Annotated in this window: 22 protein-coding genes; 13 read left to right on the top strand and 9 right to left on the bottom strand. The window is 59.4% G+C overall.

The window, feature by feature from the left end; all coding sequences use genetic code 11:
* Positions 1–236: 236 nt before the first annotated feature.
* Positions 237–947 carry an XRE family transcriptional regulator gene (locus FTW19_RS23035; RefSeq protein ID WP_187143140.1) on the bottom strand — a complete coding sequence of 237 codons (711 nt, stop codon included), beginning with the start codon at positions 945–947 and terminating at the stop codon, positions 237–239.
* Between the two features lie 81 nt (positions 948–1,028).
* On the opposite strand from FTW19_RS23035, the gene FTW19_RS23040 reads away from it, so the two are divergent.
* Genes FTW19_RS23040 through FTW19_RS23050 form a run of 3 tightly spaced genes read left to right on the top strand, consistent with a single transcriptional unit; the run spans position 1,029 to position 2,684 of the window.
* Positions 1,029–1,208 (top strand): hypothetical protein, encoded by a 180-nt coding sequence (locus FTW19_RS23040; RefSeq protein ID WP_147649922.1) that lies wholly within the window; start codon positions 1,029–1,031, stop codon positions 1,206–1,208.
* 3 nt (positions 1,209–1,211) lie between these two features.
* Positions 1,212–1,601, top strand: a complete 390-nt coding sequence (locus FTW19_RS23045) for a helix-turn-helix domain-containing protein (RefSeq protein ID WP_147649923.1) — start codon at positions 1,212–1,214, stop codon at positions 1,599–1,601.
* Entirely contained in the window at positions 1,602–2,684 is a 1,083-nt protein-coding gene (locus FTW19_RS23050; protein ID WP_147649924.1) for a DnaA N-terminal domain-containing protein, read from the top strand. It abuts the gene before it with no gap.
* A 124-nt stretch (positions 2,685–2,808) separates the two neighbouring features.
* On the opposite strand, the gene FTW19_RS23055 is transcribed toward FTW19_RS23050, so the two are convergent.
* Positions 2,809–3,399 (bottom strand): heme NO-binding domain-containing protein, encoded by a 591-nt coding sequence (locus tag FTW19_RS23055; RefSeq protein WP_187143141.1) that lies wholly within the window; start codon positions 3,397–3,399, stop codon positions 2,809–2,811.
* Between the two features lie 552 nt (positions 3,400–3,951).
* Between FTW19_RS23055 and FTW19_RS23060 the strand changes: the two genes are divergently transcribed.
* The 7 genes from FTW19_RS23060 to FTW19_RS26510 all read left to right on the top strand — a co-directional run bounded on the left by FTW19_RS23060 (position 3,952) and on the right by FTW19_RS26510 (position 9,650).
* The gene (locus FTW19_RS23060; protein ID WP_147649926.1) at positions 3,952–5,010 is read left to right on the top strand and encodes a type III polyketide synthase; all 1,059 of its coding nucleotides are present in this window, start codon (positions 3,952–3,954) and stop codon (positions 5,008–5,010) included.
* On the top strand, positions 5,000–5,710 hold the full coding sequence (locus tag FTW19_RS23065; protein WP_147649927.1) for a methyltransferase domain-containing protein: 711 nt from the start codon (positions 5,000–5,002) through the stop codon (positions 5,708–5,710). Before FTW19_RS23060 ends, FTW19_RS23065 begins: the two co-directional genes overlap by 11 nt.
* The gene (locus FTW19_RS23070; RefSeq protein ID WP_147649928.1) at positions 5,707–6,873 is read left to right on the top strand and encodes an NAD(P)/FAD-dependent oxidoreductase; all 1,167 of its coding nucleotides are present in this window, start codon (positions 5,707–5,709) and stop codon (positions 6,871–6,873) included. The genes FTW19_RS23065 and FTW19_RS23070 overlap by 4 nt, the downstream gene beginning before the upstream one ends.
* Positions 6,873–7,169 carry an acyl carrier protein gene (locus tag FTW19_RS23075; RefSeq protein ID WP_246153458.1) on the top strand — a complete coding sequence of 99 codons (297 nt, stop codon included), beginning with the start codon at positions 6,873–6,875 and terminating at the stop codon, positions 7,167–7,169. The genes FTW19_RS23070 and FTW19_RS23075 overlap by 1 nt, the downstream gene beginning before the upstream one ends.
* Positions 7,166–8,380 (top strand): beta-ketoacyl-[acyl-carrier-protein] synthase family protein, encoded by a 1,215-nt coding sequence (locus tag FTW19_RS23080; RefSeq protein WP_147649929.1) that lies wholly within the window; start codon positions 7,166–7,168, stop codon positions 8,378–8,380. The genes FTW19_RS23075 and FTW19_RS23080 overlap by 4 nt, the downstream gene beginning before the upstream one ends.
* 7 nt (positions 8,381–8,387) lie before the next feature.
* A complete protein-coding gene (locus FTW19_RS23085) occupies positions 8,388–8,819 on the top strand; it encodes a DUF2147 domain-containing protein (RefSeq protein ID WP_147649930.1) in 432 nt (143 codons plus the stop codon).
* Between the two features lie 390 nt (positions 8,820–9,209).
* A complete protein-coding gene (locus FTW19_RS26510) occupies positions 9,210–9,650 on the top strand; it encodes an REP-associated tyrosine transposase (protein WP_187143142.1) in 441 nt (146 codons plus the stop codon).
* A gap of 138 nt (positions 9,651–9,788) precedes the next feature.
* On the opposite strand, the gene FTW19_RS23095 is transcribed toward FTW19_RS26510, so the two are convergent.
* From FTW19_RS23095 to FTW19_RS23105, 3 genes are all read right to left on the bottom strand, one after another.
* Positions 9,789–10,865 carry an IS5 family transposase gene (locus FTW19_RS23095; protein ID WP_147645881.1) on the bottom strand — a complete coding sequence of 359 codons (1,077 nt, stop codon included), beginning with the start codon at positions 10,863–10,865 and terminating at the stop codon, positions 9,789–9,791.
* 142 nt (positions 10,866–11,007) lie between these two features.
* Positions 11,008–12,159 carry an IS481 family transposase gene (locus FTW19_RS23100; RefSeq protein WP_147645759.1) on the bottom strand — a complete coding sequence of 384 codons (1,152 nt, stop codon included), beginning with the start codon at positions 12,157–12,159 and terminating at the stop codon, positions 11,008–11,010.
* A 332-nt stretch (positions 12,160–12,491) separates the two neighbouring features.
* A complete protein-coding gene (locus FTW19_RS23105; protein WP_147649932.1) occupies positions 12,492–12,932 on the bottom strand; it encodes an REP-associated tyrosine transposase in 441 nt (146 codons plus the stop codon).
* Between the two features lie 137 nt (positions 12,933–13,069).
* On the opposite strand from FTW19_RS23105, the gene FTW19_RS23110 reads away from it, so the two are divergent.
* A complete protein-coding gene (locus FTW19_RS23110; protein WP_147645881.1) occupies positions 13,070–14,146 on the top strand; it encodes an IS5 family transposase in 1,077 nt (358 codons plus the stop codon).
* Positions 14,147–14,543: 397 nt separating this feature from the next.
* Here FTW19_RS23110 and FTW19_RS23115 read toward each other — a convergent pair whose 3' ends face one another.
* From FTW19_RS23115 to FTW19_RS23125, 3 genes are all read right to left on the bottom strand, one after another.
* Complete coding sequence (locus FTW19_RS23115; RefSeq protein WP_147645759.1) at positions 14,544–15,695, bottom strand: IS481 family transposase; 1,152 nt, start codon at positions 15,693–15,695, stop codon at positions 14,544–14,546.
* Between the two features lie 160 nt (positions 15,696–15,855).
* Positions 15,856–16,494 (bottom strand): Vgb family protein, encoded by a 639-nt coding sequence (locus tag FTW19_RS23120; protein WP_147649933.1) that lies wholly within the window; start codon positions 16,492–16,494, stop codon positions 15,856–15,858.
* A gap of 27 nt (positions 16,495–16,521) precedes the next feature.
* On the bottom strand, positions 16,522–17,742 hold the full coding sequence (locus FTW19_RS23125) for a helix-turn-helix domain-containing protein (RefSeq protein WP_147649934.1): 1,221 nt from the start codon (positions 17,740–17,742) through the stop codon (positions 16,522–16,524).
* Between the two features lie 103 nt (positions 17,743–17,845).
* Between FTW19_RS23125 and FTW19_RS23130 the strand changes: the two genes are divergently transcribed.
* Both FTW19_RS23130 and FTW19_RS23135 read left to right on the top strand, forming a co-directional pair.
* Positions 17,846–18,613: a DUF899 domain-containing protein gene (locus FTW19_RS23130; RefSeq protein WP_147649935.1), complete on the top strand. Its 768-nt coding sequence runs from the start codon at positions 17,846–17,848 to the stop codon at positions 18,611–18,613.
* A gap of 356 nt (positions 18,614–18,969) precedes the next feature.
* The gene (locus tag FTW19_RS23135) at positions 18,970–19,203 is read left to right on the top strand and encodes a hypothetical protein (protein WP_147649936.1); all 234 of its coding nucleotides are present in this window, start codon (positions 18,970–18,972) and stop codon (positions 19,201–19,203) included.
* A 1-nt stretch (position 19,204) separates the two neighbouring features.
* Here FTW19_RS23135 and FTW19_RS23140 read toward each other — a convergent pair whose 3' ends face one another.
* Positions 19,205–19,663, bottom strand: coding sequence for a cupin domain-containing protein (locus FTW19_RS23140; protein ID WP_147649937.1), 459 nt, complete (start codon positions 19,661–19,663; stop codon positions 19,205–19,207).
* Between the last annotated feature and the right edge of the window lie 128 nt (positions 19,664–19,791).

Here is a 19,791-nt window from a genome sequence, read left to right on the forward strand (position 1 = left end):
ATACTAATCAAATTTAGCAAGAACGCTAAGCAGAATTTCCCTCGGGGATGGTTTTCCTACCAGCCAGGGTGGGGCACCCGGTAGGGAGGAATATCGAAAAGCAGGTCCTTCGCGATGCTCAGGATGACAAGCCTGGAAGACCGTTCAAGGCCGTTATTCAATCATTCAATTCTTCAATCATTCAATCGGGCGGAGGCCTATTCAACCATTCAACCATTCAACCATTCAACAGGCGGCTAGAGGCCGCCCTCCCCCATCTTGTGCATCACCTGGCCGATGATGACGACGCGGTCGATCTCTTCGCTGTTGACGATCTCTTCGGCATAGGCCTTGTTGTCGCTGACGATGCGCAGGCGGCCGTCTGCCAGCCAGAAGAGGCGTTTGATGCGCAGGTCGTTGCCGTAAGCAAGCGCAAAGACGCGGCCGTCGACGACGTTACGCTGGTTGATGTTGACTGCGACCTTATCGCCTCCCCACAGCGTGGGAACCATGCTGTCGCCTTCCACCGTAACGATGCGCAGATCGGCCTCGCGCAGGCGCTTCTTGCGCAGCCATGAGCTCTTGAAGGTGAGCCGTTCCAGCGTCTCGATAAACTCCGGCGGCTGTGCTCCGGGGCCGGCCTGCAGGCGGACGTCGTAGACCGGGATGCGGACCTCACCCTCGTCGTCATCCTGGTATTCGCTTTCGTCCACGGCCCGGACGCGCTGCATGGAGAACGGTTCATTCGGATGAGCGTCGCCCTTGCCCGAGATCAGGTAGTCGACCGTAGTGTTCAGCGCCTCTGCCGCCGACTCCAGCAGGGAGCGGCGAATGCGGTCGGGCTGCGTCGTATCCGACTCCCAGTTGAAGATCGTCGGCCCGGTGGCGCCGATCAGCGTTCCCAGCTTGCGCTGCGAATAGCCCAGTTCTCGCCGCAACGCCTGAATCCGATGTCCGAAGGTTTGCATGTTAATCAAACTTAGCACGAAATTGCACAAGTTTCGATTAGAGTTATTGACTAATTTGGTTAGTACGCTTATCGTCTCTCTATGACGAAACAAGAGGCGCTTACCCTGCTGAGAATCAACCAAGCGCAGATGGCCCGGATCTTCGGTGTGAGCCGAGCCGCGGTCTCCCAGTGGCCCAGCGATGCGCCGCTGCCCCCCAAGCGCCTGATGCAGTTGAAATACGAGCTTCATCCGGAGCTCTTCGACCAAGAGGAGGCCTGAACCGTGGAAACATCCTCCCGCGAGATCATCCGCTGCACCCGCTGCCGCCTGCAGCAATATATGACCCAGACCCAGCGCTGCCGCCGCTGCAGCGGAGACCTTCTGCCGCCTCCGCCGCCACCCGAACCCACAGGGCCTGAAACAGTCACCGCATCGAACCTGATGGCCAGCCGCCTCCGCTTAGTCCGGCGCTGCCGCCACTTCAGCCAGCCCGAACTCGCAGAACGCGCCCAGGTCTCGCAGCAGTTCATCTCCGTGATGGAGAGGGGCCGCTCGCGGGTCACGCTTGAAACCCTGGAACGTTATGCCAGGGCGCTGAATCTTCCGCTCCATGTTCTGTTCGCACCGGCACCGCAGTTCGAGCGCTACCTGCAAAAACAAGGGATGGTGTAAATGGCGCGCATCCGCACCATCAAACCCGACTTCTTCAAGCATGAGGACCTCTTCGACCTGGAGCAGGAGACCGGCCTTCCCGTCCGCATCGCCTTCGCCGGGTTGTGGACCGTGGCCGACCGCGACGGACGCTTCGAATGGAAGCCGCGAACGCTGAAGACGGATGTCTTACCGCATGACCCGGTGGACTTTGCCAAGGTGCTCGACGCGTTGGAGACGCGTGGCTTCCTCAACACCTATGAGGTCGAGGGCAGACGCTACGGCGTCATCCCCTCGTGGGAGCGGCACCAGGTCATCAACAACCGCGAGTCGCAGAGCGTGCTTCCGCCTCCTCCACAGTTAGGCAACGCGTCCGCTACGCGTGAGCCACGGGTGCAGGACGCGGAGAAAGATTCCCTTACGTCTGCACCAGCGGAAGGGAAAGGAAGGGAAGGGGAAAGGAAAGGAAGGGAGCAACGCGGACGGGCACGCGTTGACGCCGCCGGCCTGGCACGTAGCGTTCTCGAAGAGCTGCGACTCACCGGAGACGATCTGCTGCGCACACTCACCGATGTCTGCAAGCTAGAGCTTCAGGCAGGCACGACGCCGGAGAAGCTACGCGAAAAACTCATCGAGAGCTTCCGCCACTTCAACCAGGCACGGCCGCGATTGCAGATCACCTGGGGACCGGCACGCTTCTTCGGCGAAGGACACTGGCGCGATGCAACGCTGTGGCCGTGGAAAGACGGAGCCTCCAGCCAAGTCACGGTTGGTCTTTACCGGCAGTCTGAGGTTGCTGAAGAGGAAGCCAGGGCAAAGGCTGAGCGACGAAAGGCGGAGTTTGAGTTCCTTCAGGGCGCGAACGCGGATGCCGGATATTCCGTCTGGCAGTCGATGCGGACACGACTGCAGGAGTCGCTTGACAGCCAGAGCTTCGATACCTGGATCAAGCCGCTGGGAACGGCCGGGATCAAAGACGCCCAGTTGATTCTGGTGGCTCCGAACGAGGCATTTGGACAGGTGCCCGAGCGGTTTCAGTTCAACCGCTTCCTTCCCCACACTGTGCCGTCCATACGGATGATCTTTGGGGATAGTGGCGGGTAGCTCGAACCGCCTTTTTGTTTGTCATTTCGTAGCGACCAACGGGAGCGGAGAAATCTGCTTCTCCGATGCTTCTTACTCAGATAAGACCTGAGAAAAGCAGATCCCTACGGGATGACAAAAAAGCCTACAGAAAGAGAACGAACTTTGAGTCGTCCATATCGAGAGGCTGGTCATCTGAGCCCAGGAAGCGCACGCGATAGAGGCATGTGTCATCTTCCTGGATCGTGCATTTCAGCTGGTCGATCTCAATGGCATCGCCGAAGTACTCGGCAGCACCGTCAGCCAGCCCTTCGGCCAGTCCGCAGAGATTGATCGGCGCGCGATATCCCACCAGCAACGCCTCGTTCTCTCCCTCGCAAACCGTGAACTCAGAAAAAATGTCTGTTGTATTGCTCATTCTTGACTCCGGATCCATCGTGTAGGGCAGGCTCAACAACAGATCTCGCAGCGTATTTGTCGCTGCAAACGACATGGGATAGTGAATGGCCATCAAGGGCACGGCCCGCCGACCAAGCCAGCGCCAGGTCTCCACTAAGGTCTTACCGAGCATACCGGCAGTGATCTCTACCAGCCGTGTCATCTCTTCGTCCGGATAGCTCCCGAACGAGGCATAGATGCCATCACTACCGGCCTGATCCAGCAGCTCCTCCCACGTCTCCGGGTCGAACTCTGCGGTGACGATCTCTTCAAGCCAGTTAAATACGATGCCCTTCACAGCTACTTCCCTCAAAGCTTTCGGAGGATACTTCTTCGCCTCATCGGCGGTGGCGGGCATTGGATGAGAGAGGTTTGTGTAAATCGAACCATGGGCACGGTACGAAAGATTTTGGGGTGTGATTGCGTAAGTGGTTGAGATCTGTACGGACTTGAAGACAAGCCCCCAGCGGCTAGAGCCGCGTGTTCCCTGAACTGGTACGGGACGGCTGAAGCCGTCCCCTTAAGCAAGACATTCGCACCTTTGGTGCGAAATGGTTGCGCTACGCGCACCAGAATGAATGCAGCTAAGTCCGATCCGCCGGTGACAAAGTATGCCTTTCCGTTCGCGCGTAGCGCGAATGCATTGCTTAAGGGCATGGCTTCAGCCATGCCGTAATAGCGCTCTCAAAAGAGACGCGGCTTTAGCCGCTGAGGTACCAAACCTCAGCCGCTGAAGCCGTGCCCTTAGGCTCGGGAAACTTGTTGCCTCCCCAGGTCACCTCAATGACAAGAGAGTTACATCCAAATTCTTCAACCACTAAAAGGCCTGCGTCTAAGATACTGAGACATCGTGACCCAGGCTTATATTCATCGCATTGCAACAGCGGCTCCGGAGCATGAGGTTCATGGGGCCTTCGTCGCCTTTGCCGGCAAACTTCTGCAGGATGACCGTGCGCGGTCACTCTTTCATCGCATGGCGGCGAAGGCGGAGATCGATCGCCGCTACTCCGTACTGCAGGTCGTGCCGCCCTTTGCGGACGATGCGGTGAATGCGCATGAGTTCTACCAGCTGAACGGCTTTCCCGGCACCGAGGAGCGTATGCGTGTCTATGAACGATGGGCTCCTCGGCTGCTCTACAAAGCGCTTGACCGGCTGAAGTTGACGCCTGCGGAACGTGGCCGCATCCGCCATGTGATTGTGACTTCGTGTACCGGCCACTATGCGCCGGGCCTGGACTTCGCGATCATCGACTATCTTGGCCTGTCGCGCGAGGTCTCGCGGACGATGGTTGGATTCATGGGCTGCTATGCCGCGATCAACGGTCTGCGTCAGGCACAGCACATTGTCCGTTCCGCGCCGGATGAGAGCGTTCTTCTGGTCAACCTGGAGCTGTGCACGCTGCATCTGCAGGAGTCACAGGACCTGGCTGAGGTGTTGTCGTTCCTGATCTTCGGCGATGGCTGCGCGGTCAGCCTGATCTCGGGTGAACCCGGAGGCCTGGCCATCGATGCGTTCCGCACCGTGATGGTCGAAGGCACCCGCGATCTGATCACGTGGCGTATCGGCGATGGAGGTTTCCTGATGCATCTCTCAGGACAGGTGCCGGGTGAGATTGAGAAGTGGCTTCGCCAGGCCGGGGGAGAACTTGCAAACAACGGCACCTCACTCTGGGCGATTCATCCCGGCGGCAACTCGGTGCTGGATGCGGTGGAGCGCGGCCTCGATCTGCCGGACAAGTCGCTGGCTGCATCGCGGAACGTATTGCGGAGTTATGGCAATATGTCTTCCGCGACGGTGATGTTCGTTCTGGAGGAGCTGATGCGTTCGGCACAGGCGGGAGAGAAAGGTCTGGCGATGTCGTTCGGTCCGGGGCTCACGGCGGAGACGATGGAGTTCCATGCCGTCTGAACGGAAGGACTTTACCCAGCGGGCCCACCTTTCGGAGTGGATGGATGAACCGTGTTCCTATCCAACCTTTCGTGAATGCCTGCGCGATCTGGAAGAGGTGAACCGTGTGCTGGGCGGATACACGCCTTCGCTTGCATGGATTGAGGAGTCGCTGCAGCACTGCGAGGGGCCAGTTCATCTGCTGGATGTGGGCAGCGGCGGTGGAGGTCTGCTGCGCGCCGTAGAAGCTTCGGAGATAGCCCGCCAGCGTGGTGTGCACCTGACAGGCATTGATCTGAATCCGCATGCGGCCCAGGCGGCGAAGGAGTTCACGCCGAAGGGCTCTGCCATTGCGTGGATCTCCGGAGATGTCTTTTCATACAAAGGCCCCACAACCCTGATCGTCAGCTCGCTGCTGACGCATCATCTGACCGAAGAACACATCGTACGTTTCCTGGCATGGATGGAGGAGACGGCCACCGGTGGATGGTTCATCAACGATCTTCGCCGCAGCGCCAAGGCATACTACAGCTTCAAGGTGCTGGCATGGGCCTTACGCTGGCATCGCTTCGTGCGTCACGACGGGCCGGTATCGGTCCGCAGAGCATTTCTCGCGGAGGACTGGCAACGCATGTGTTCCGCGGCAGGGCTTCCCATGAACGAGATCCGCATTGAAGAGAAGCCGTTTGCCCGGCTGTGTGTTTCGAGGCGGAAGTCATGAGCACGACGCTCGATGTGATCGTCGCCGGTGGCGGACCTGCTGGCGCGGCGATTGGCACGTTGCTTGCCGGACAGGGCCGTAGCGTGATGCTGTTTGAGAAGACAACCGCGGCGCAGGACAAGATGTGCGGCGAGTTCTTCAGCGAAGAAGGAGCTCGTTATCTTGCAGCTCTGGGTGTGGATCTTCGCGCGCTGGGAGCGGTCACTATCGATCGAGTCCGGCTGGCGGCGAGGGATGTTCTGGCCGAGTGTGCACTTCCCTTCCCCGGGCTTTCTCTTCCTCGCCGCGTCGTCGACGAACACCTGCTGCACCGCGCATCTGAAAGCGGAGTTGCTGTCGTGCGAGGAACGAGTGTGGAGCAGTTGACAGGCGCGCTGGGCGAATGGCGCGTACGTCTTAGCGATGGCGCTGAACAAACATCTAACGATGCCTTCGTCGCTACAGGCAAGTACGATCTTCGCGGACGGAGACGTAATGGCGGCTCACAGAATGACCTTGTGGCCTTCAAGATGTACTTCCAGCTGTCAGCAGAACAAGAAGAGCGCCTGCGAGGCTGGGTGGAGCTGATTCTCTTCCCCGGCGGCTATGCCGGGTTGCAGCTGGTTGGCCCGGGTTGCGCCAACCTCAGCCTGTTGCTCACAAAGTTCGAGCTGAAACGCTGTGCAGCCGAGTGGTGCCGCGTGCTTGGACACGCCGTCGCATCGTCAGCCCATTTAGCAAGCAGACTTGCGGGTGCGGTACAGTTACGTTCCAGGCCGATTACGCTCTCCGCGATTCCATATGGATATCGTCGGACCGCAACGGAGGATGCTCCCTGGTATCTAGGCGATCAGAGCGCGGTGATGCCGTCGTTCACAGGCGATGGTATGTCGATCGCGTTGCACTCCGCATTTCTGGCGGCAGATGCGTATCGGCGCGGCGTACCGGCTCATGCGTATCAAACGCTGCTGGCGCGGCAATTGAAGCGGCCCGTGCAGTTTGCGACGACGCTCTCGCGATGCATGGTCTCCACACCGGCGCTGGCGCATGCGCTTCGTCTTTATCCTGGCGCGATGGCGTGGATTGCCTCATGGACCCGCGTTCCATCACACTTTGTGAAGATTAGTGACGTTCACCGCACTTCACCTTACGCCTCATTTCACCGCTGTGCAGGAGATATCTGATGGAGATGGAAACGATCCAGCAACTGGAAAAAATCCGGCAACACTGCATTGAACTGATCGCTGCGGCCAAGAAAGTTCCGCCGGAGACGCTTTCCCCTGCTTCGACCTTCGAGGAGATAGGACTGGACTCGCTGGATAAGGTGACGCTGGCCTTCGATGTGGAAGAGGCTTACGACATCGCCATTCCGGAGAGCGCGCTGGCCACGATCCAGAGCATCAGCGACATGGCGGCGGCTATTCAACAGGCGGTCGCGGCAAAGCCTGTCACCACTGATTCCCAAACGAGCCCGGCATGAGACGTGTCGCCATTACGGGCATGGGCTGTGTCACCCCCATCGGCATCGGCACGGAGAGATTCTTACGCTCGCTGCGTGAAGGGAGAGACGGCTTTGTTCCTCTCTCAGACCAGGAGCGCGTGGGGTTGAACTTCAGCTACACGGCGCGGGTGGATGACTTCCAGCCGGACAAGCTGCTCACGCCGGACCAGATGCTGCTCTCTGAGCGATCGTCGCAGTTTGCCCTGGTGGCGGCGCATGAGGCGATCACGCAGTCGGGCTTGCCGGCTACGCTCGACGGCAGCCGAATTGCTGTTGTCTTTGGCTGCTCTGCCGGCGGCAGGCTGGCGGAAGAGCCGGCGCTGGAGAAGCTCTATACGCAGGGCGCTCGCGTTCATCCCCTGACCGTACCGCGTGCGATGGCCAATGCAGGCACGAGCCTGGTCTCGATGGAGCATGGCATTACCGGACCTGCGTATACCGTCTCCACCGCCTGCGCTTCGGCGACGCACGCGATTGGCCAGGCCTTTCACATGGTGCGCTCGGGCATGGTGGATGCTGCGATCACCGGAGGCCATGATGCAACGCTGACCTTTGGCTTTCTGCGGGCATGGAACAGCCTGCGTGTGGTGTCGCCGACCTTCTGCCGTCCTTTTGCCAAAGATCGCGACGGTATGACCCTGGGCGAAGGCTCCGCGGTGCTGGTTCTGGAAGAGATGGAGAGCGCCGTGCGCCGAGGAGCGCAGGTGCTGGGAGAGATCGCCGGCTTCGGCATGTCTTCCGATGCGCGGCACATCACACAGCCTTCCCCCGGCGGACCCGCAGCCGCCATGCGCAGTGCGCTGCTGGACTGCGGCGAGCTGCGCGCGCCGGTACGCTATATCAATGCGCACGGTACTGGGACCATTGCCAACGATGGGACAGAGGCGGAGGCGATCCATATGGTCTTCGCGGAGGAGACCGGCAGAATTCCGGTGAGCTCGACGAAGTCGATGCATGGCCATGCGATGGGCGCCTCTGGAGCACTGGAGGCAGTGGCGACCGTGCTTGCGTTACAGTATGGCGAGCTGCCGCACACAGCGCATGCCAGCGAGATCGATCCAGAGCTTGGGCTCGATGTGATTACGGGCGAACCACGACGGATCGAGCGAACCAGTGAGCCGGTGCTCGCACTCTCTAACTCCTTTGCCTTTGGCGGGCTTAATGCTGTCCTGGCCTTTCGCTCGGTTTGAGGTGTCTATGTTGAAGCTGATTGCCGGTCTTTTCCTGGTGATTGCGGCCACAGCGCAGGCCGAGGAGCCCGGTGTTCTGGGTAACTGGGTGGAGCCTACGGGCTCAGTGATTCGCATTGCGCCGTGCGGACAGGAGCTGTGTGCGCGGCTGATTGCGATCAGCAAACAGGCTCCGACACGTTTCGACAGCAACAATCCGGATAAGGCGAAACGCAACCAGCCGCTGTGTGGGCTGACGATCGGCCATGGATTCCACCTCTCTGACCAGAACCATGCGGATGGTGGCTATCTCTATGACCCGAAGTCGGGTAGAACGTACCACGGCTCGATGGCGCGCAATGGCGATCGGCTGGAGTTGCGTGGGTATGTGGGGATCAAGTTGTTTGGAAGGACTGAGGTGTGGAGCAGAGTGGGGAATGTGAGTGAGTGTATCGCTTAGGCTTCAGAACAGTACCTCAGCGGCTAAAGCCGCGTGTTTTGCGGCTTTTTTACGGCACGGCTGAAGCCGTGCCCGTAACCACCCCAGCCAGCAGTGCTGGCCGGGGACCCCGGAGCAAGGCATTCGCGCCTGCAGTGCGAAATGGTTGTGCTGCGCGCAACGGTTGGTTTGGCCAATGCTGAAGATCATTCGGAGGTTGAGTACCGCAAAGCTTCAAACAAGATGCGACGTCAGAATGTTGAGAATTATTATCGAGAGGCATTTCTCCGTTCGCGCGATGCGCGAATGTTTTGCTTAAGGGCATGGCTTCAGCCATGCCGTACAGAGCCTGAATGAGGATGCGGCTTTAGCCGCTGAGGTCCGCTGTTCACGTCAAATAGAATGCTCGCTATGGCTATCCCGGCACGTACGGCGAGACCTGGAACCTATTTCGTCACATCCTTAGTTACGAATCGACGAAGAATCTTTCAAGTTGCGCGGAATGCCGAGCTGTTCCTTGACACTCTGGATCACTACCGCGAGAACTACTTTCTGCATGCCTATGTCGTAATGCCCGATCATATTCATCTGTTGCTGACTCCGACGCAGATCACCCTTGAACGGACGATGCAATTGATCAAGGGTGGGTTCTCTCATCGTTTCCATTCATCTCAGCCTGTCTGGCAGCGAGGATTTACAGATCATCGGATTCGGAACGAGGAAGAGTATGCAATGCGGCTCCAGTACATTGCTCAAAACCCTGTGCGAGCGAGACTGTGCCCAACGGCTGAAGAGTATCTGTATTCCTCTGTAAAGCCAACGATTCGGTTGGACGAGTACCTCAGCGGCTAAACAGTTTGCGGAAAAACGCGTCTTTTCGCCTGCGGGTCAGTCTGTTGTGAGGGATCGGTGAGTTGTTTTGGTTCTCTATGGCACGTTGTTATGCGGTTTGGGTGGGTTTAGAGGGTGTTTAGACACACTACGGCCGTGTCATGACTGTGCTGGGATGGGAGGTATCAGCTTCACCAGCCGCAGCAGATTATGGGCTGCGGCCATGAGCTGTACCATCCAGTCCACCTTGCGTAGCCCACGCAGCTTGGTCTGTCGCATCGAACGGTCCAGCTTCATCCAACCGAAGACCTTCTCAACCAGTTTGCGTTTCCTCTGACTGATCGCATATCCCGGCTCGCTGCGTTCCTTGCTGTTGAGCCAGTTGGGCCATTTGGGGTTCGGCTCATACTCGGCCACGTGCGGCCTGACCTTGCGACGGCGCAGGGCCTTGATGAACTTCTCGTACTGATAGCCCTTGTCGGCTCCCAGCGTGATCCGCTTTTTACGCTTGATCCGCTTCAACATCTTCAGAGCCGCTGCACGTTCCTCTGTCGTCCCGGCCTGTGTGGCCATGGCCGCCACCACCAGACCGTTGCGGTTCTCGGTGATCACATGGCCCAGATAGCTGGGAACCGATGCTCCGCTGGAGCTCTTGCGATACAGCCGCGCTTCCGGATCGGTAGAGGACTCATGAGTATCACGCAGTAGCTTTTTACCACCCGCTCCCGTCCCACGGTCCGGAGGATCGGCCTTCTCATGGAAGCTGCGCCGGTTGGCCCATGCCTGGATCAGCGTGCCGTCCACCGTGAAGTGTTCTTCGCTGAGCAGCTTGTGCTGGCTAGCTTCCTCCAGCACCGCCAGCAGAAGCTTCTGGCTGGCTTCGCCGGCGATCAGACGCTCCCGGTTCTTGGTAAATACCGTCACGTCCCACACCGGATCGTCAATCTCCATGCCCACGAACCAGCGGAACAACAGGTTATAGTTCAGCTGCTCCATCAACTGCCGTTCCGAGCGAATCGAGTACAGCACCATCAGCAACTGCGCACGCAGCAGACGTTCCGGCGCGATCGATGGTCGCCCTGTCGCCGCGTAAAGCTGCGACAACTCACCATCCATCCGCTTCAGTGCCGCATCCACCATAGTCCGGATCCTCCGCACCGGATGATCCGATGCGATCCGCTGCTCCATCGTTACGTAACTGAACATCCCGCTCTGCTTCGCTTCTTCTCCCCGCATACCTCTCTCTTACGACAATCCCCGAAAAACGAAAAGAGTTTTTCCGCAAACTGTAAAGCCGCGTGCTTTGCGGCTTTTTTTACGGCACGGCTGAAGCTGTCTAGTCTCCAGAGATGGTTTACAGTTTGTCTCCAGACATCCTTTACAGATTGAGTGAGTTTGCGGGGCAGGGTTCCACGATCGTGGAACCCTGCCCCGTGAGGTCGAGTTCCCGGATGGGCGTGTCACCGTAGAAGATCAGGATGCGTTGATCGATGCGAGCGAGACGGACAGGCTGATGAGCCAGGGCTCCGGCTACCTGCCAGCTGCGTCCGTCCAGCCAGAGCGCTCCGTTGCTGTTGAGCTCGCGCACTTCGGCATCCGGGGCATACGCGGGGTTACGTGGTTCGGTGTACTCTCGCTGGCTGGGGTGCCAGTGGTCTGCTGGCGTTTCCATGTCCAGCGCTTCATGGGGACGAACATGGTTGTACTCTTCCCGGAAGCGGTCCAGCCATGACTGGCCAGGCGGCGTATCCATCGGCCCGCACCTTCTCCGTGCCCGCTCCAGGGCACCGTGGAAGCGTTCCACCTTACCCTGGGTCTGCGGGTGGCGGACTCCGGAGAAGTACAGCCGGATGCCCAGCCGCATCAGCCACACGGATAGCTGCGTCCATCCTCCTGGTGACTGCGCGTTCCACCAGGGCTGGCCGTGATCCATCAGCATGGCCTCGGGCAACCCACAGTCAGAGAACGCCTTATCCAGCCTCTGTTGGACGACGAGACCTTCACCCGAGGACAGTTGCTCCAACACCAAGGCATAGCGGCTGTGGTCATCCAACACGGATAAGGGGCCAAGATGCGCGTTCCATCCCTTAGGGCTTTTGAAATCCATCTGCCAGAGCTGATTAGGCGCCTCGCGACAGAAGCTGCCAGTGGCCTGTGGATGGCTGTCCAGCCGGTGGATCAGACCGTGCCGACGCAACACTCGATGTACGGTCGACGATGGCACCTTCACCCCAGATCGGCCGAGCAGAACGCGAAGCTTACGTGCACCCCAGTCAGGATGCTGGCGCCGTAAAGACACGATCTGCTCTTCCAACTCGGCAGGGCTCTGACGGGGACTCAGCAGAGGCCTGCGGCTGGCTTCCTGCATGCCGGCCGCTCCATGCTCACGGTATCGCTTCAGCCACAGATAACCCGTCGGACGGCTAATCTCGTACTCCACACACAGAGACGAAAACGATCGCTCTCCAATCATCGCCGCCTCCACAAACCGCAATCGCTGCGCTTCCACTTCCACCTTCCTCCATGCCATCCAAAAACACCCCTAAACAGGCATAAACCTGTAAAGGATGTCTGGAGACAAGGTGTAAAGGATGTCATGGAACTGAACAGCTTCAGCCGTGCCCTTAAGCAAGGCATTCGCGCCTGCGGTGCGAAATGGTCGCGCTACGCGCAACGGCTGGTTTGGCCAATGCTGAAGATCATTCGAAGATTGAGTACCGCAAAGCTTCAAACGAGATGCGACGTCAGAATGTTGAGAATTATTATCGAGAGGCGTTTTCTCCGTTCGCGCGAAGCGCGAATGTCTTGCTTAAGGGGACGGCTTTAGCCGTCCCGTACAGAGAGCTGGGGAGGAAGGCGGCTTTAGCCGCTGAGGTACTCGTCCAGCCGAATCGTTGGATTGACGGAAGAATACGGATACTCCTCCGCAGCAGTACACAGCCTAGCTCGCACAGGATTCTGAGCGATGTATTCAAGGCGCGTTGCATAGTCCTCTGCATTCCGAATCCGATGGTCCGTAAATCCTCGCTGCCATACAGGTTGCGATGCATGAAAACGATGAGAGAACCCTCCCTTGACCAGTTGCATTGTTCGTTCGAGCGTTATCTGTGTCGGAGTCAGCAGCAGATGGATATGGTCGGGCATGACGACGTACGCGTGTAGAAGATAGTTCTCACCGTAATGATCCAGGGTTTCAAGAAGCAGCTCGGCATTGCGCGTAACTTGAAAGACTCTACGTCGATTGGCTACTAAGGATGTGATGAAGTACGTCCCGGGTCTCGCAGTACGTGTCGGGATCGCCATAACGTGAATTGTATTTGACGTTGACGAATTAGCCCTCAGCGGCTAAAGCCGCGTGTTTCGCGGATTTTATACGGCACGGCTGAACAGTTTGCGGAAAAACTCTTTTCGTTTTTCGGGGATTGTCGTAAGAGAGAGGTATGCGGGGAGAAGAAGCGAAGCAGAGCGGGATGTTCAGTTACGTAACGATGGAGCAGCGGATCGCATCGGATCATCCGGTGCGGAGGATCCGGACTATGGTGGATGCGGCACTGAAGCGGATGGATGGTGAGTTGTCGCAGCTTTACGCGGCGACAGGGCGACCATCGATCGCGCCGGAACGTCTGCTGCGTGCGCAGTTGCTGATGGTGCTGTACTCGATTCGCTCGGAACGGCAGTTGATGGAGCAGCTGAACTATAACCTGTTGTTCCGCTGGTTCGTGGGCATGGAGATTGACGATCCGGTGTGGGACGTGACGGTATTTACCAAGAACCGGGAGCGTCTGATCGCCGGCGAAGCCAGCCAGAAGCTTCTGCTGGCGGTGCTGGAGGAAGCTAGCCAGCACAAGCTGCTCAGCGAAGAACACTTCACGGTGGACGGCACGCTGATCCAGGCATGGGCCAACCGGCGCAGCTTCCATGAGAAGGCCGATCCTCCGGACCGTGGGACGGGAGCGGGTGGTAAGAAGCTACTGCGTGATACTCATGAGTCCTCTACCGATCCGGAAGCGCGGCTGTATCGCAAGAGCTCCAGCGGAGCATCGGTTCCCAGCTATCTGGGCCATGTGATCACCGAGAACCGCAACGGTCTGGTGGTGGCGGCCATGGCCACACAGGCCGGGACGACAGAGGAACGTGCAGCGGCTCTGAAGATGTTGAAGCGGATCAAGCGTAAAAAGCGGATCACGCTGGGAGCCGACAAGGGCTATCAGTACGAGAAGTTCATCAAGGCCCTGCGCCGTCGCAAGGTCAGGCCGCACGTGGCCGAGTATGAGCCGAACCCCAAATGGCCCAACTGGCTCAACAGCAAGGAACGCAGCGAGCCGGGATATGCGATCAGTCAGAGGAAACGCAAACTGGTTGAGAAGGTCTTCGGTTGGATGAAGCTGGACCGTTCGATGCGACAGACCAAGCTGCGTGGGCTACGCAAGGTGGACTGGATGGTACAGCTCATGGCCGCAGCCCATAATCTCCTGCGGCTGGTGAAGCTGATACCTCCCATCCCAGCACAGTCATGACACGGCCGTAGTGTGTCTAAACACCCTCTAAACCCACCCAAACCGCATAACAACGTGCCATAGAGAACCAAAACAACTCACCGATCCCTCACAACAGACTGACCCGCAGGCGAAAAGACGCGTTTTTCCGCAAACTGTGAAGCCGTCCCCTTAAGCAAGGCATTCGCACCTTCGGTGCGAAATGGTTGCGCTACGCGCAACGGTTGGTTGAGCCAAACGCAGGAATCATCTGGAGCTTGAACTACACTCCGGCTTCCAAGAAGACGCGGCGTCAGATCTTGCGGATTATTCCCAGGGCAGTCTCTCAGTTCGCGCGAAGCGCGAATGTTTTGCTTAAGGGCACGGCTTCAGCTGTCTAGTCTCCAGAGATGGTTTACAGTTTGTCTCCAGACATCCTTTACAGATTGAGTGAGTTTGCGGGGCAGGGTTCCACGATCGTGGAACCCTGCCCCGTGAGGTCGAGTTCCCGGATGGGCGTGTCACCGTAGAAGATCAGGATGCGTTGATCGATGCGAGCGAGACGGACAGGCTGATGAGCCAGGGCTCCGGCTACCTGCCAGCTGCGTCCGTCCAGCCAGAGCGCTCCGTTGCTGTTGAGCTCGCGCACTTCGGCATCCGGGGCATACGCGGGGTTACGTGGTTCGGTGTACTCTCGCTGGCTGGGGTGCCAGTGGTCTGCTGGCGTTTCCATGTCCAGCGCTTCATGGGGACGAACATGGTTGTACTCTTCCCGGAAGCGGTCCAGCCATGACTGGCCAGGCGGCGTATCCATCGGCCCGCACCTTCTCCGTGCCCGCTCCAGGGCACCGTGGAAGCGTTCCACCTTACCCTGGGTCTGCGGGTGGCGGACTCCGGAGAAGTACAGCCGGATGCCCAGCCGCATCAGCCACACGGATAGCTGCGTCCATCCTCCTGGTGACTGCGCGTTCCACCAGGGCTGGCCGTGATCCATCAGCATGGCCTCGGGCAACCCACAGTCAGAGAACGCCTTATCCAGCCTCTGTTGGACGACGAGACCTTCACCCGAGGACAGTTGCTCCAACACCAAGGCATAGCGGCTGTGGTCATCCAACACGGATAAGGGGCCAAGATGCGCGTTCCATCCCTTAGGGCTTTTGAAATCCATCTGCCAGAGCTGATTAGGCGCCTCGCGACAGAAGCTGCCAGTGGCCTGTGGATGGCTGTCCAGCCGGTGGATCAGACCGTGCCGACGCAACACTCGATGTACGGTCGACGATGGCACCTTCACCCCAGATCGGCCGAGCAGAACGCGAAGCTTACGTGCACCCCAGTCAGGATGCTGGCGCCGTAAAGACACGATCTGCTCTTCCAACTCGGCAGGGCTCTGACGGGGACTCAGCAGAGGCCTGCGGCTGGCTTCCTGCATGCCGGCCGCTCCATGCTCACGGTATCGCTTCAGCCACAGATAACCCGTCGGACGGCTAATCTCGTACTCCACACACAGAGACGAAAACGATCGCTCTCCAATCATCGCCGCCTCCACAAACCGCAATCGCTGCGCTTCCACTTCCACCTTCCTCCATGCCATCCAAAAACACCCCTAAACAGGCATAAACCTGTAAAGGATGTCTGGAGACAAGGTGTAAAGGATGTCATGGAACTGAACAGCTTCAGCCGTGCCGTACAGAGCCTGAATGAGTGTGCGGCTTTAGCCGCTGAGGTACTGAGAGAGTCTCCAAATTCACCGTCTATTTCTTCGACTTCCTCCGTACGGCGCGGATCACGCCGCTGCGGCCGCCGCCGCAGTAGAACTGGTCGCTGCCGTTCGATTCCAGGCCGGAGACGACTGTGCCCTGTGGCATCTCGATCTGTTCCAGTACCTCGCCGGTCTTTGGGTCGATGTGGCGCAGGTTGCTCTCGTCGCCTTCCCATGTGCCGTGCCATAGCTCGCCGTCGACCCATGTCACACCCGTAACGAAGCGGTTGGACTCGATGACGCGGAGCACCTTGCCCGTCTCAGGATCGACCTGGTGGATCTTGCGGCTGCGGTATTGGCCGACCCAGAGCGAGCCTTCGGCCCAGGCCATGCCTGAGTCGCCACCGCCGCCGGGAGCGGGAATGGTCGCAAGCACCGTGCCGGTCGTTGGGTCGATCTTGTGGATGCGGTCTTCGGCGATCTGGAAGAGATGCTTGCCGTCGAAGGCAGTTCCGGCGTGTCCGGCGACGTCGAGGGTGCGGACCGTCTCACCGCTTGCTGGATCGAGCGCGTTGATGCTGCCGCCTGCGGCGAACCAGATGTTCTGCCCGTCGAAGGTCACTCCGTGGACCTGGTCAACGCCCGGGAATGGGCCGTACTCGCGGACGATCTCTGCTTTGGTGCGGTTCATGGTTCGATCCTCTCGTCAGCTCAAATCTTAGTCACCGGGAAGAGGAGATGGGAGTAACAATGTGGTCGTGAATCCCGGCAACGGTGGCGTCATCCAACGGCGGGCGCGTCCGTGTCCGAACCACTGTGTCTTGCCCGATGCCGCCAGTGAATCCAGCGCGCGCTGCACGGTGCGTTGACTGGTTCCCAAAGCAAGCGCCAGCGCCGAGCTGGACCACGATTCCCCATCCGCCAGAAAGGCTAACACCGCGGCATGTTCTTCTTCGACCGGCCGTGCCAGCACCACCACTTCGCGCGGGTGTGGAAGGGAGAAAGCAAAGCCCTTCTTCGTTGCATGGATGTCGGTGACAGGGCGAAGCATGCGGCGCAGGCGGCCTATCTCCACCCGCAGGCGGCCGCGGTGCGACTCATCCACGAACCTTGCTCCGAAGGCTCGTGCCAGCAGCACATCGCGTGCGACGTCGCCGGGCCAGGCCTCTGCCAGAGCCTGTGCCAGCGCGAAGAGCACCGGGCGGGTGGTCAGTGGGATTACAGTGCTGCCGCTGCGTACGGCATAACGGCAGGCGTCAACGACCACTGTCTTTGAGGCAAAGAGAGCCTCTACCTCTTCCAGCAACAATGGACGTTCTTCGCCGTTGGCAATGCGGCGCGCCGCTGGTGTCTGCAAGGTGCTCCAGGCGTTTTCTACTTCCGCGAGCAGCATGGGGATGCGTGCCTGGCGAGCGGCCTGTTCTGCGCGAGTGAGTGCGGCGCGGGCGGGGCTGGTCTGCAGGCGGCGGAGGGCGATGCCGGCTACGGCCAGTTCGTGCACCGTCCGCAGGGCGGGCGGGAGAGGCGCGGGGTCGAGCGTGGAGAGCAGCTCCTCTGCATCATCGAGCCGGCCGATCAGCAGCAGACGGCGGACCTCGAGATAGCGTGCGTGGGCGGCGTTGAGGTGGTCGCCGTGTGCTTCCAGCACCGCCCGGGCGGCATTGAGCGTCTTTGCAGACCAGCCCAGGTCACGCGAGGCCAGGGCGATCTCGGTTTCGGCGACGAGGCAGCGGGCGCGGGCGACAGCCTCCCTTGGCCCAAAGGCGCGGGCGGCGTTGCGCAGCAGCAGCTTTGCCCGGGCGAGGTCGCCGAGCTGGGCCATGGCGATACCACGAAGGGCGAGGGCCGGCGGGTCGTCGCGGAGGGCGATGCGCTTCAGGGCTCCAAGGGGATCGCCGGCGGCCAGGGCACGGGCGGCGGCGGTGATCAATGAGTCCATCGGAATCCCGCCACAGTTGTCACTCCCACCCCGCGTTTGCCCTGCGCTAAATCTATCTCATCCTCGGTGCTGGATAGAGCGTGCCGACGAGAGGGAGAAGCCAATGCCGACATTGACGAAGCACAAGGTAGGAACGCGGGAAGAGTGGCTGACGGAGCGGATCGCGCTGCTGGAGGCCGAGAAGGAACTGACACAGCGCAGCGATGAGCTGGCGCAGATGCGGCAGGAGCTGCCGTGGCTGCGTGTCGAGAAGGAGTACCGGTTCGATACTGAGGCCGGCACGGTCTCGCTGCCCGAGCTGTTTCAGGGGCGCTCGCAGCTGATGGTCTACCACTTCATGTTTGGGCCGGAGTATGCGGCGGGATGCCCCTCCTGCTCGATGATCGCGGACGGCTTCAACGGCTTTGTTCCGCACCTGGCGAATCATGATGTGACGCTGTGCGCCGTATCGCTGGCTCCGCTGGCGAAGCTGAAGGCTTACGAGCAACGCATGGGATGGAGCTTCCCCTGGGCCTCGTCGCACGACAGCAGCTTCAATCACGACTTCAACGTATCCATCACGGAAGAGCAGCAGAAGCAGGGCGGCTTTGAGTACAACTACCGCCGCAGCCGCCAGAAGATGGATACGCTGCCGCCTCCGGTGGTGCAGTTCGCGACGATGTGCGGAACGGATGGACCGACGTATATCCGCGAGCGCCCTGGGATGAGCACGTTTGTGATGGAGGATGGCGTTGTGTATCACACGTACTCCACCTATGCCCGTGGGTTGGATGGTTTGTGGGGTGCATACCAGTGGCTCGATCGCGCTCCGAAGGGACGGAATGAGAGTGGGGTGTGGTGGAAACGGCGGGATGAGTATGGACGGGTTTGAGTAGCGATGGATGAAGGTTTTATTGATTCAAGGTCTTGTTCGGTTCTTGTTTTGCTTAAGGGCACGGCTTTTAGCCGTGCCGTAACAGGTGGGCAAGGAATGCGGCTTTAGCCGCTGAGGTCATGGCTTTGAGTACCTCAGCGGCTAAAGCCGCGTAGTTGCAGGGCTTTTTGCGGCACGGCTAAAAGCCGTGCCCTTAAGCAAAACGAAAAGCGATTCGAGCTTCGCTCGAACGTCCCACATAAGCTTCGCGTATGTGGGGCACCCAGTGTGGTGGTTAGTCAGATGTGAGGTGAAGGATGAATTGCTTACAGAGAGACGATCGGGCTTGCTGCCGTGCGGTGTCACAACACGGCATGTTGCAGCGCTGGTGGAAAAACGCAGGTGCATCCGCCGGTTCCGGCGTGCTGCTGCTCCTGTTGCCGAAGTGCCCGTTGTGTCTGGCCGCGTATCTTGCCGTGTGGATGGGAGCCGGCGCGGCGATGTCGATCGCCACGCAAGCCAAACCGGTGTTGGAGCTGCTGTTTGTTGCTTCCCTGATTCTGCTGGCCATACGCTTCTGGCGGCAGCCACGCAGAGTTGTGTCCTGATCTACTTCTTGTCCTTGTTCGGCGACCAGTTGATGACGTGGTACTGGGCGGGAACCTTGCCGACGTTGCGGAACTGGTGCAGGCTGTTCGAGGCGTTGAAGATGATGTCGCCCTTGGTCACCTTGATCCACTTGCCGTCGGAGAGCGTCTCGCACTCGCCGCTGTCCATGATGATGAGCTCTTCGTTCACGTGACGATGCGCGGGGTGTGAGGTCTGGCCCGGGTTCAGCGTGGTGATGTGCATCTCCAGTTGGTCGACGGTGGCCGTGGGCTGCTTGACCACGGAGCGGACCTCGCCGGTGGCATTCTTCGTGACCGGCAACTGGTCGAACTTGAAGACCGTGGGGCCGAGGATGGAGGTCTTTTCTACGCCGACGGCCTCAGGGGCCTTGTTCTGCGCCAGGGCAGAGACTGCGGTCAGCAGAACTGCGGCCGCAATGCTGCGAATCTCAAGCTTCATTGTCGTGCTCCTTTTTTTGTGACGAGACCATCGTAGATCAGGAGGGTTGGTTGGGGTTGATGGGGGCTGAAGCAGGGGTTTCTTGTCTTACGGTTGAAGGTCTTGTTGGGGTTCTTGGTCTTGCTTAA

Origin of the sequence: Terriglobus albidus, assembly GCF_008000815.1 — a bacterium.
Taxonomy (GTDB): domain Bacteria; phylum Acidobacteriota; class Terriglobia; order Terriglobales; family Acidobacteriaceae; genus Terriglobus; species Terriglobus albidus_A.

Bases quoted from the DNA above. Each gene is read 5' to 3' on its own strand.
- FTW19_RS23035 (WP_187143140.1), bottom strand. From the start codon at position 947: ATGCAAACCTTCGGACATCGGATTCAGGCGTTGCGGCGAGAACTGGGC.
- FTW19_RS23040 (WP_147649922.1), top strand. From the start codon at position 1,029: ATGACGAAACAAGAGGCGCTTACCCTGCTGAGAATCAACCAAGCGCAG.
- FTW19_RS23050 (WP_147649924.1), top strand. From the start codon at position 1,602: ATGGCGCGCATCCGCACCATCAAACCCGACTTCTTCAAGCATGAGGAC.
- FTW19_RS23065 (WP_147649927.1), top strand. From the start codon at position 5,000: ATGCCGTCTGAACGGAAGGACTTTACCCAGCGGGCCCACCTTTCGGAG.
- FTW19_RS23070 (WP_147649928.1), top strand. From the start codon at position 5,707: ATGAGCACGACGCTCGATGTGATCGTCGCCGGTGGCGGACCTGCTGGC.
- FTW19_RS23075 (WP_246153458.1), top strand. From the start codon at position 6,873: ATGGAGATGGAAACGATCCAGCAACTGGAAAAAATCCGGCAACACTGC.
- FTW19_RS23080 (WP_147649929.1), top strand. From the start codon at position 7,166: ATGAGACGTGTCGCCATTACGGGCATGGGCTGTGTCACCCCCATCGGC.
- FTW19_RS23085 (WP_147649930.1), top strand. From the start codon at position 8,388: ATGTTGAAGCTGATTGCCGGTCTTTTCCTGGTGATTGCGGCCACAGCG.
- FTW19_RS26510 (WP_187143142.1), top strand. From the start codon at position 9,210: ATGGCTATCCCGGCACGTACGGCGAGACCTGGAACCTATTTCGTCACA.
- FTW19_RS23095 (WP_147645881.1), bottom strand. From the start codon at position 10,865: ATGCGGGGAGAAGAAGCGAAGCAGAGCGGGATGTTCAGTTACGTAACG.
- FTW19_RS23100 (WP_147645759.1), bottom strand. From the start codon at position 12,159: ATGGCATGGAGGAAGGTGGAAGTGGAAGCGCAGCGATTGCGGTTTGTG.
- FTW19_RS23105 (WP_147649932.1), bottom strand. From the start codon at position 12,932: ATGGCGATCCCGACACGTACTGCGAGACCCGGGACGTACTTCATCACA.
- FTW19_RS23110 (WP_147645881.1), top strand. From the start codon at position 13,070: ATGCGGGGAGAAGAAGCGAAGCAGAGCGGGATGTTCAGTTACGTAACG.
- FTW19_RS23115 (WP_147645759.1), bottom strand. From the start codon at position 15,695: ATGGCATGGAGGAAGGTGGAAGTGGAAGCGCAGCGATTGCGGTTTGTG.
- FTW19_RS23120 (WP_147649933.1), bottom strand. From the start codon at position 16,494: ATGAACCGCACCAAAGCAGAGATCGTCCGCGAGTACGGCCCATTCCCG.
- FTW19_RS23125 (WP_147649934.1), bottom strand. From the start codon at position 17,742: ATGGACTCATTGATCACCGCCGCCGCCCGTGCCCTGGCCGCCGGCGAT.
- FTW19_RS23130 (WP_147649935.1), top strand. From the start codon at position 17,846: ATGCCGACATTGACGAAGCACAAGGTAGGAACGCGGGAAGAGTGGCTG.
- FTW19_RS23135 (WP_147649936.1), top strand. From the start codon at position 18,970: ATGTTGCAGCGCTGGTGGAAAAACGCAGGTGCATCCGCCGGTTCCGGC.
- FTW19_RS23140 (WP_147649937.1), bottom strand. From the start codon at position 19,663: ATGAAGCTTGAGATTCGCAGCATTGCGGCCGCAGTTCTGCTGACCGCA.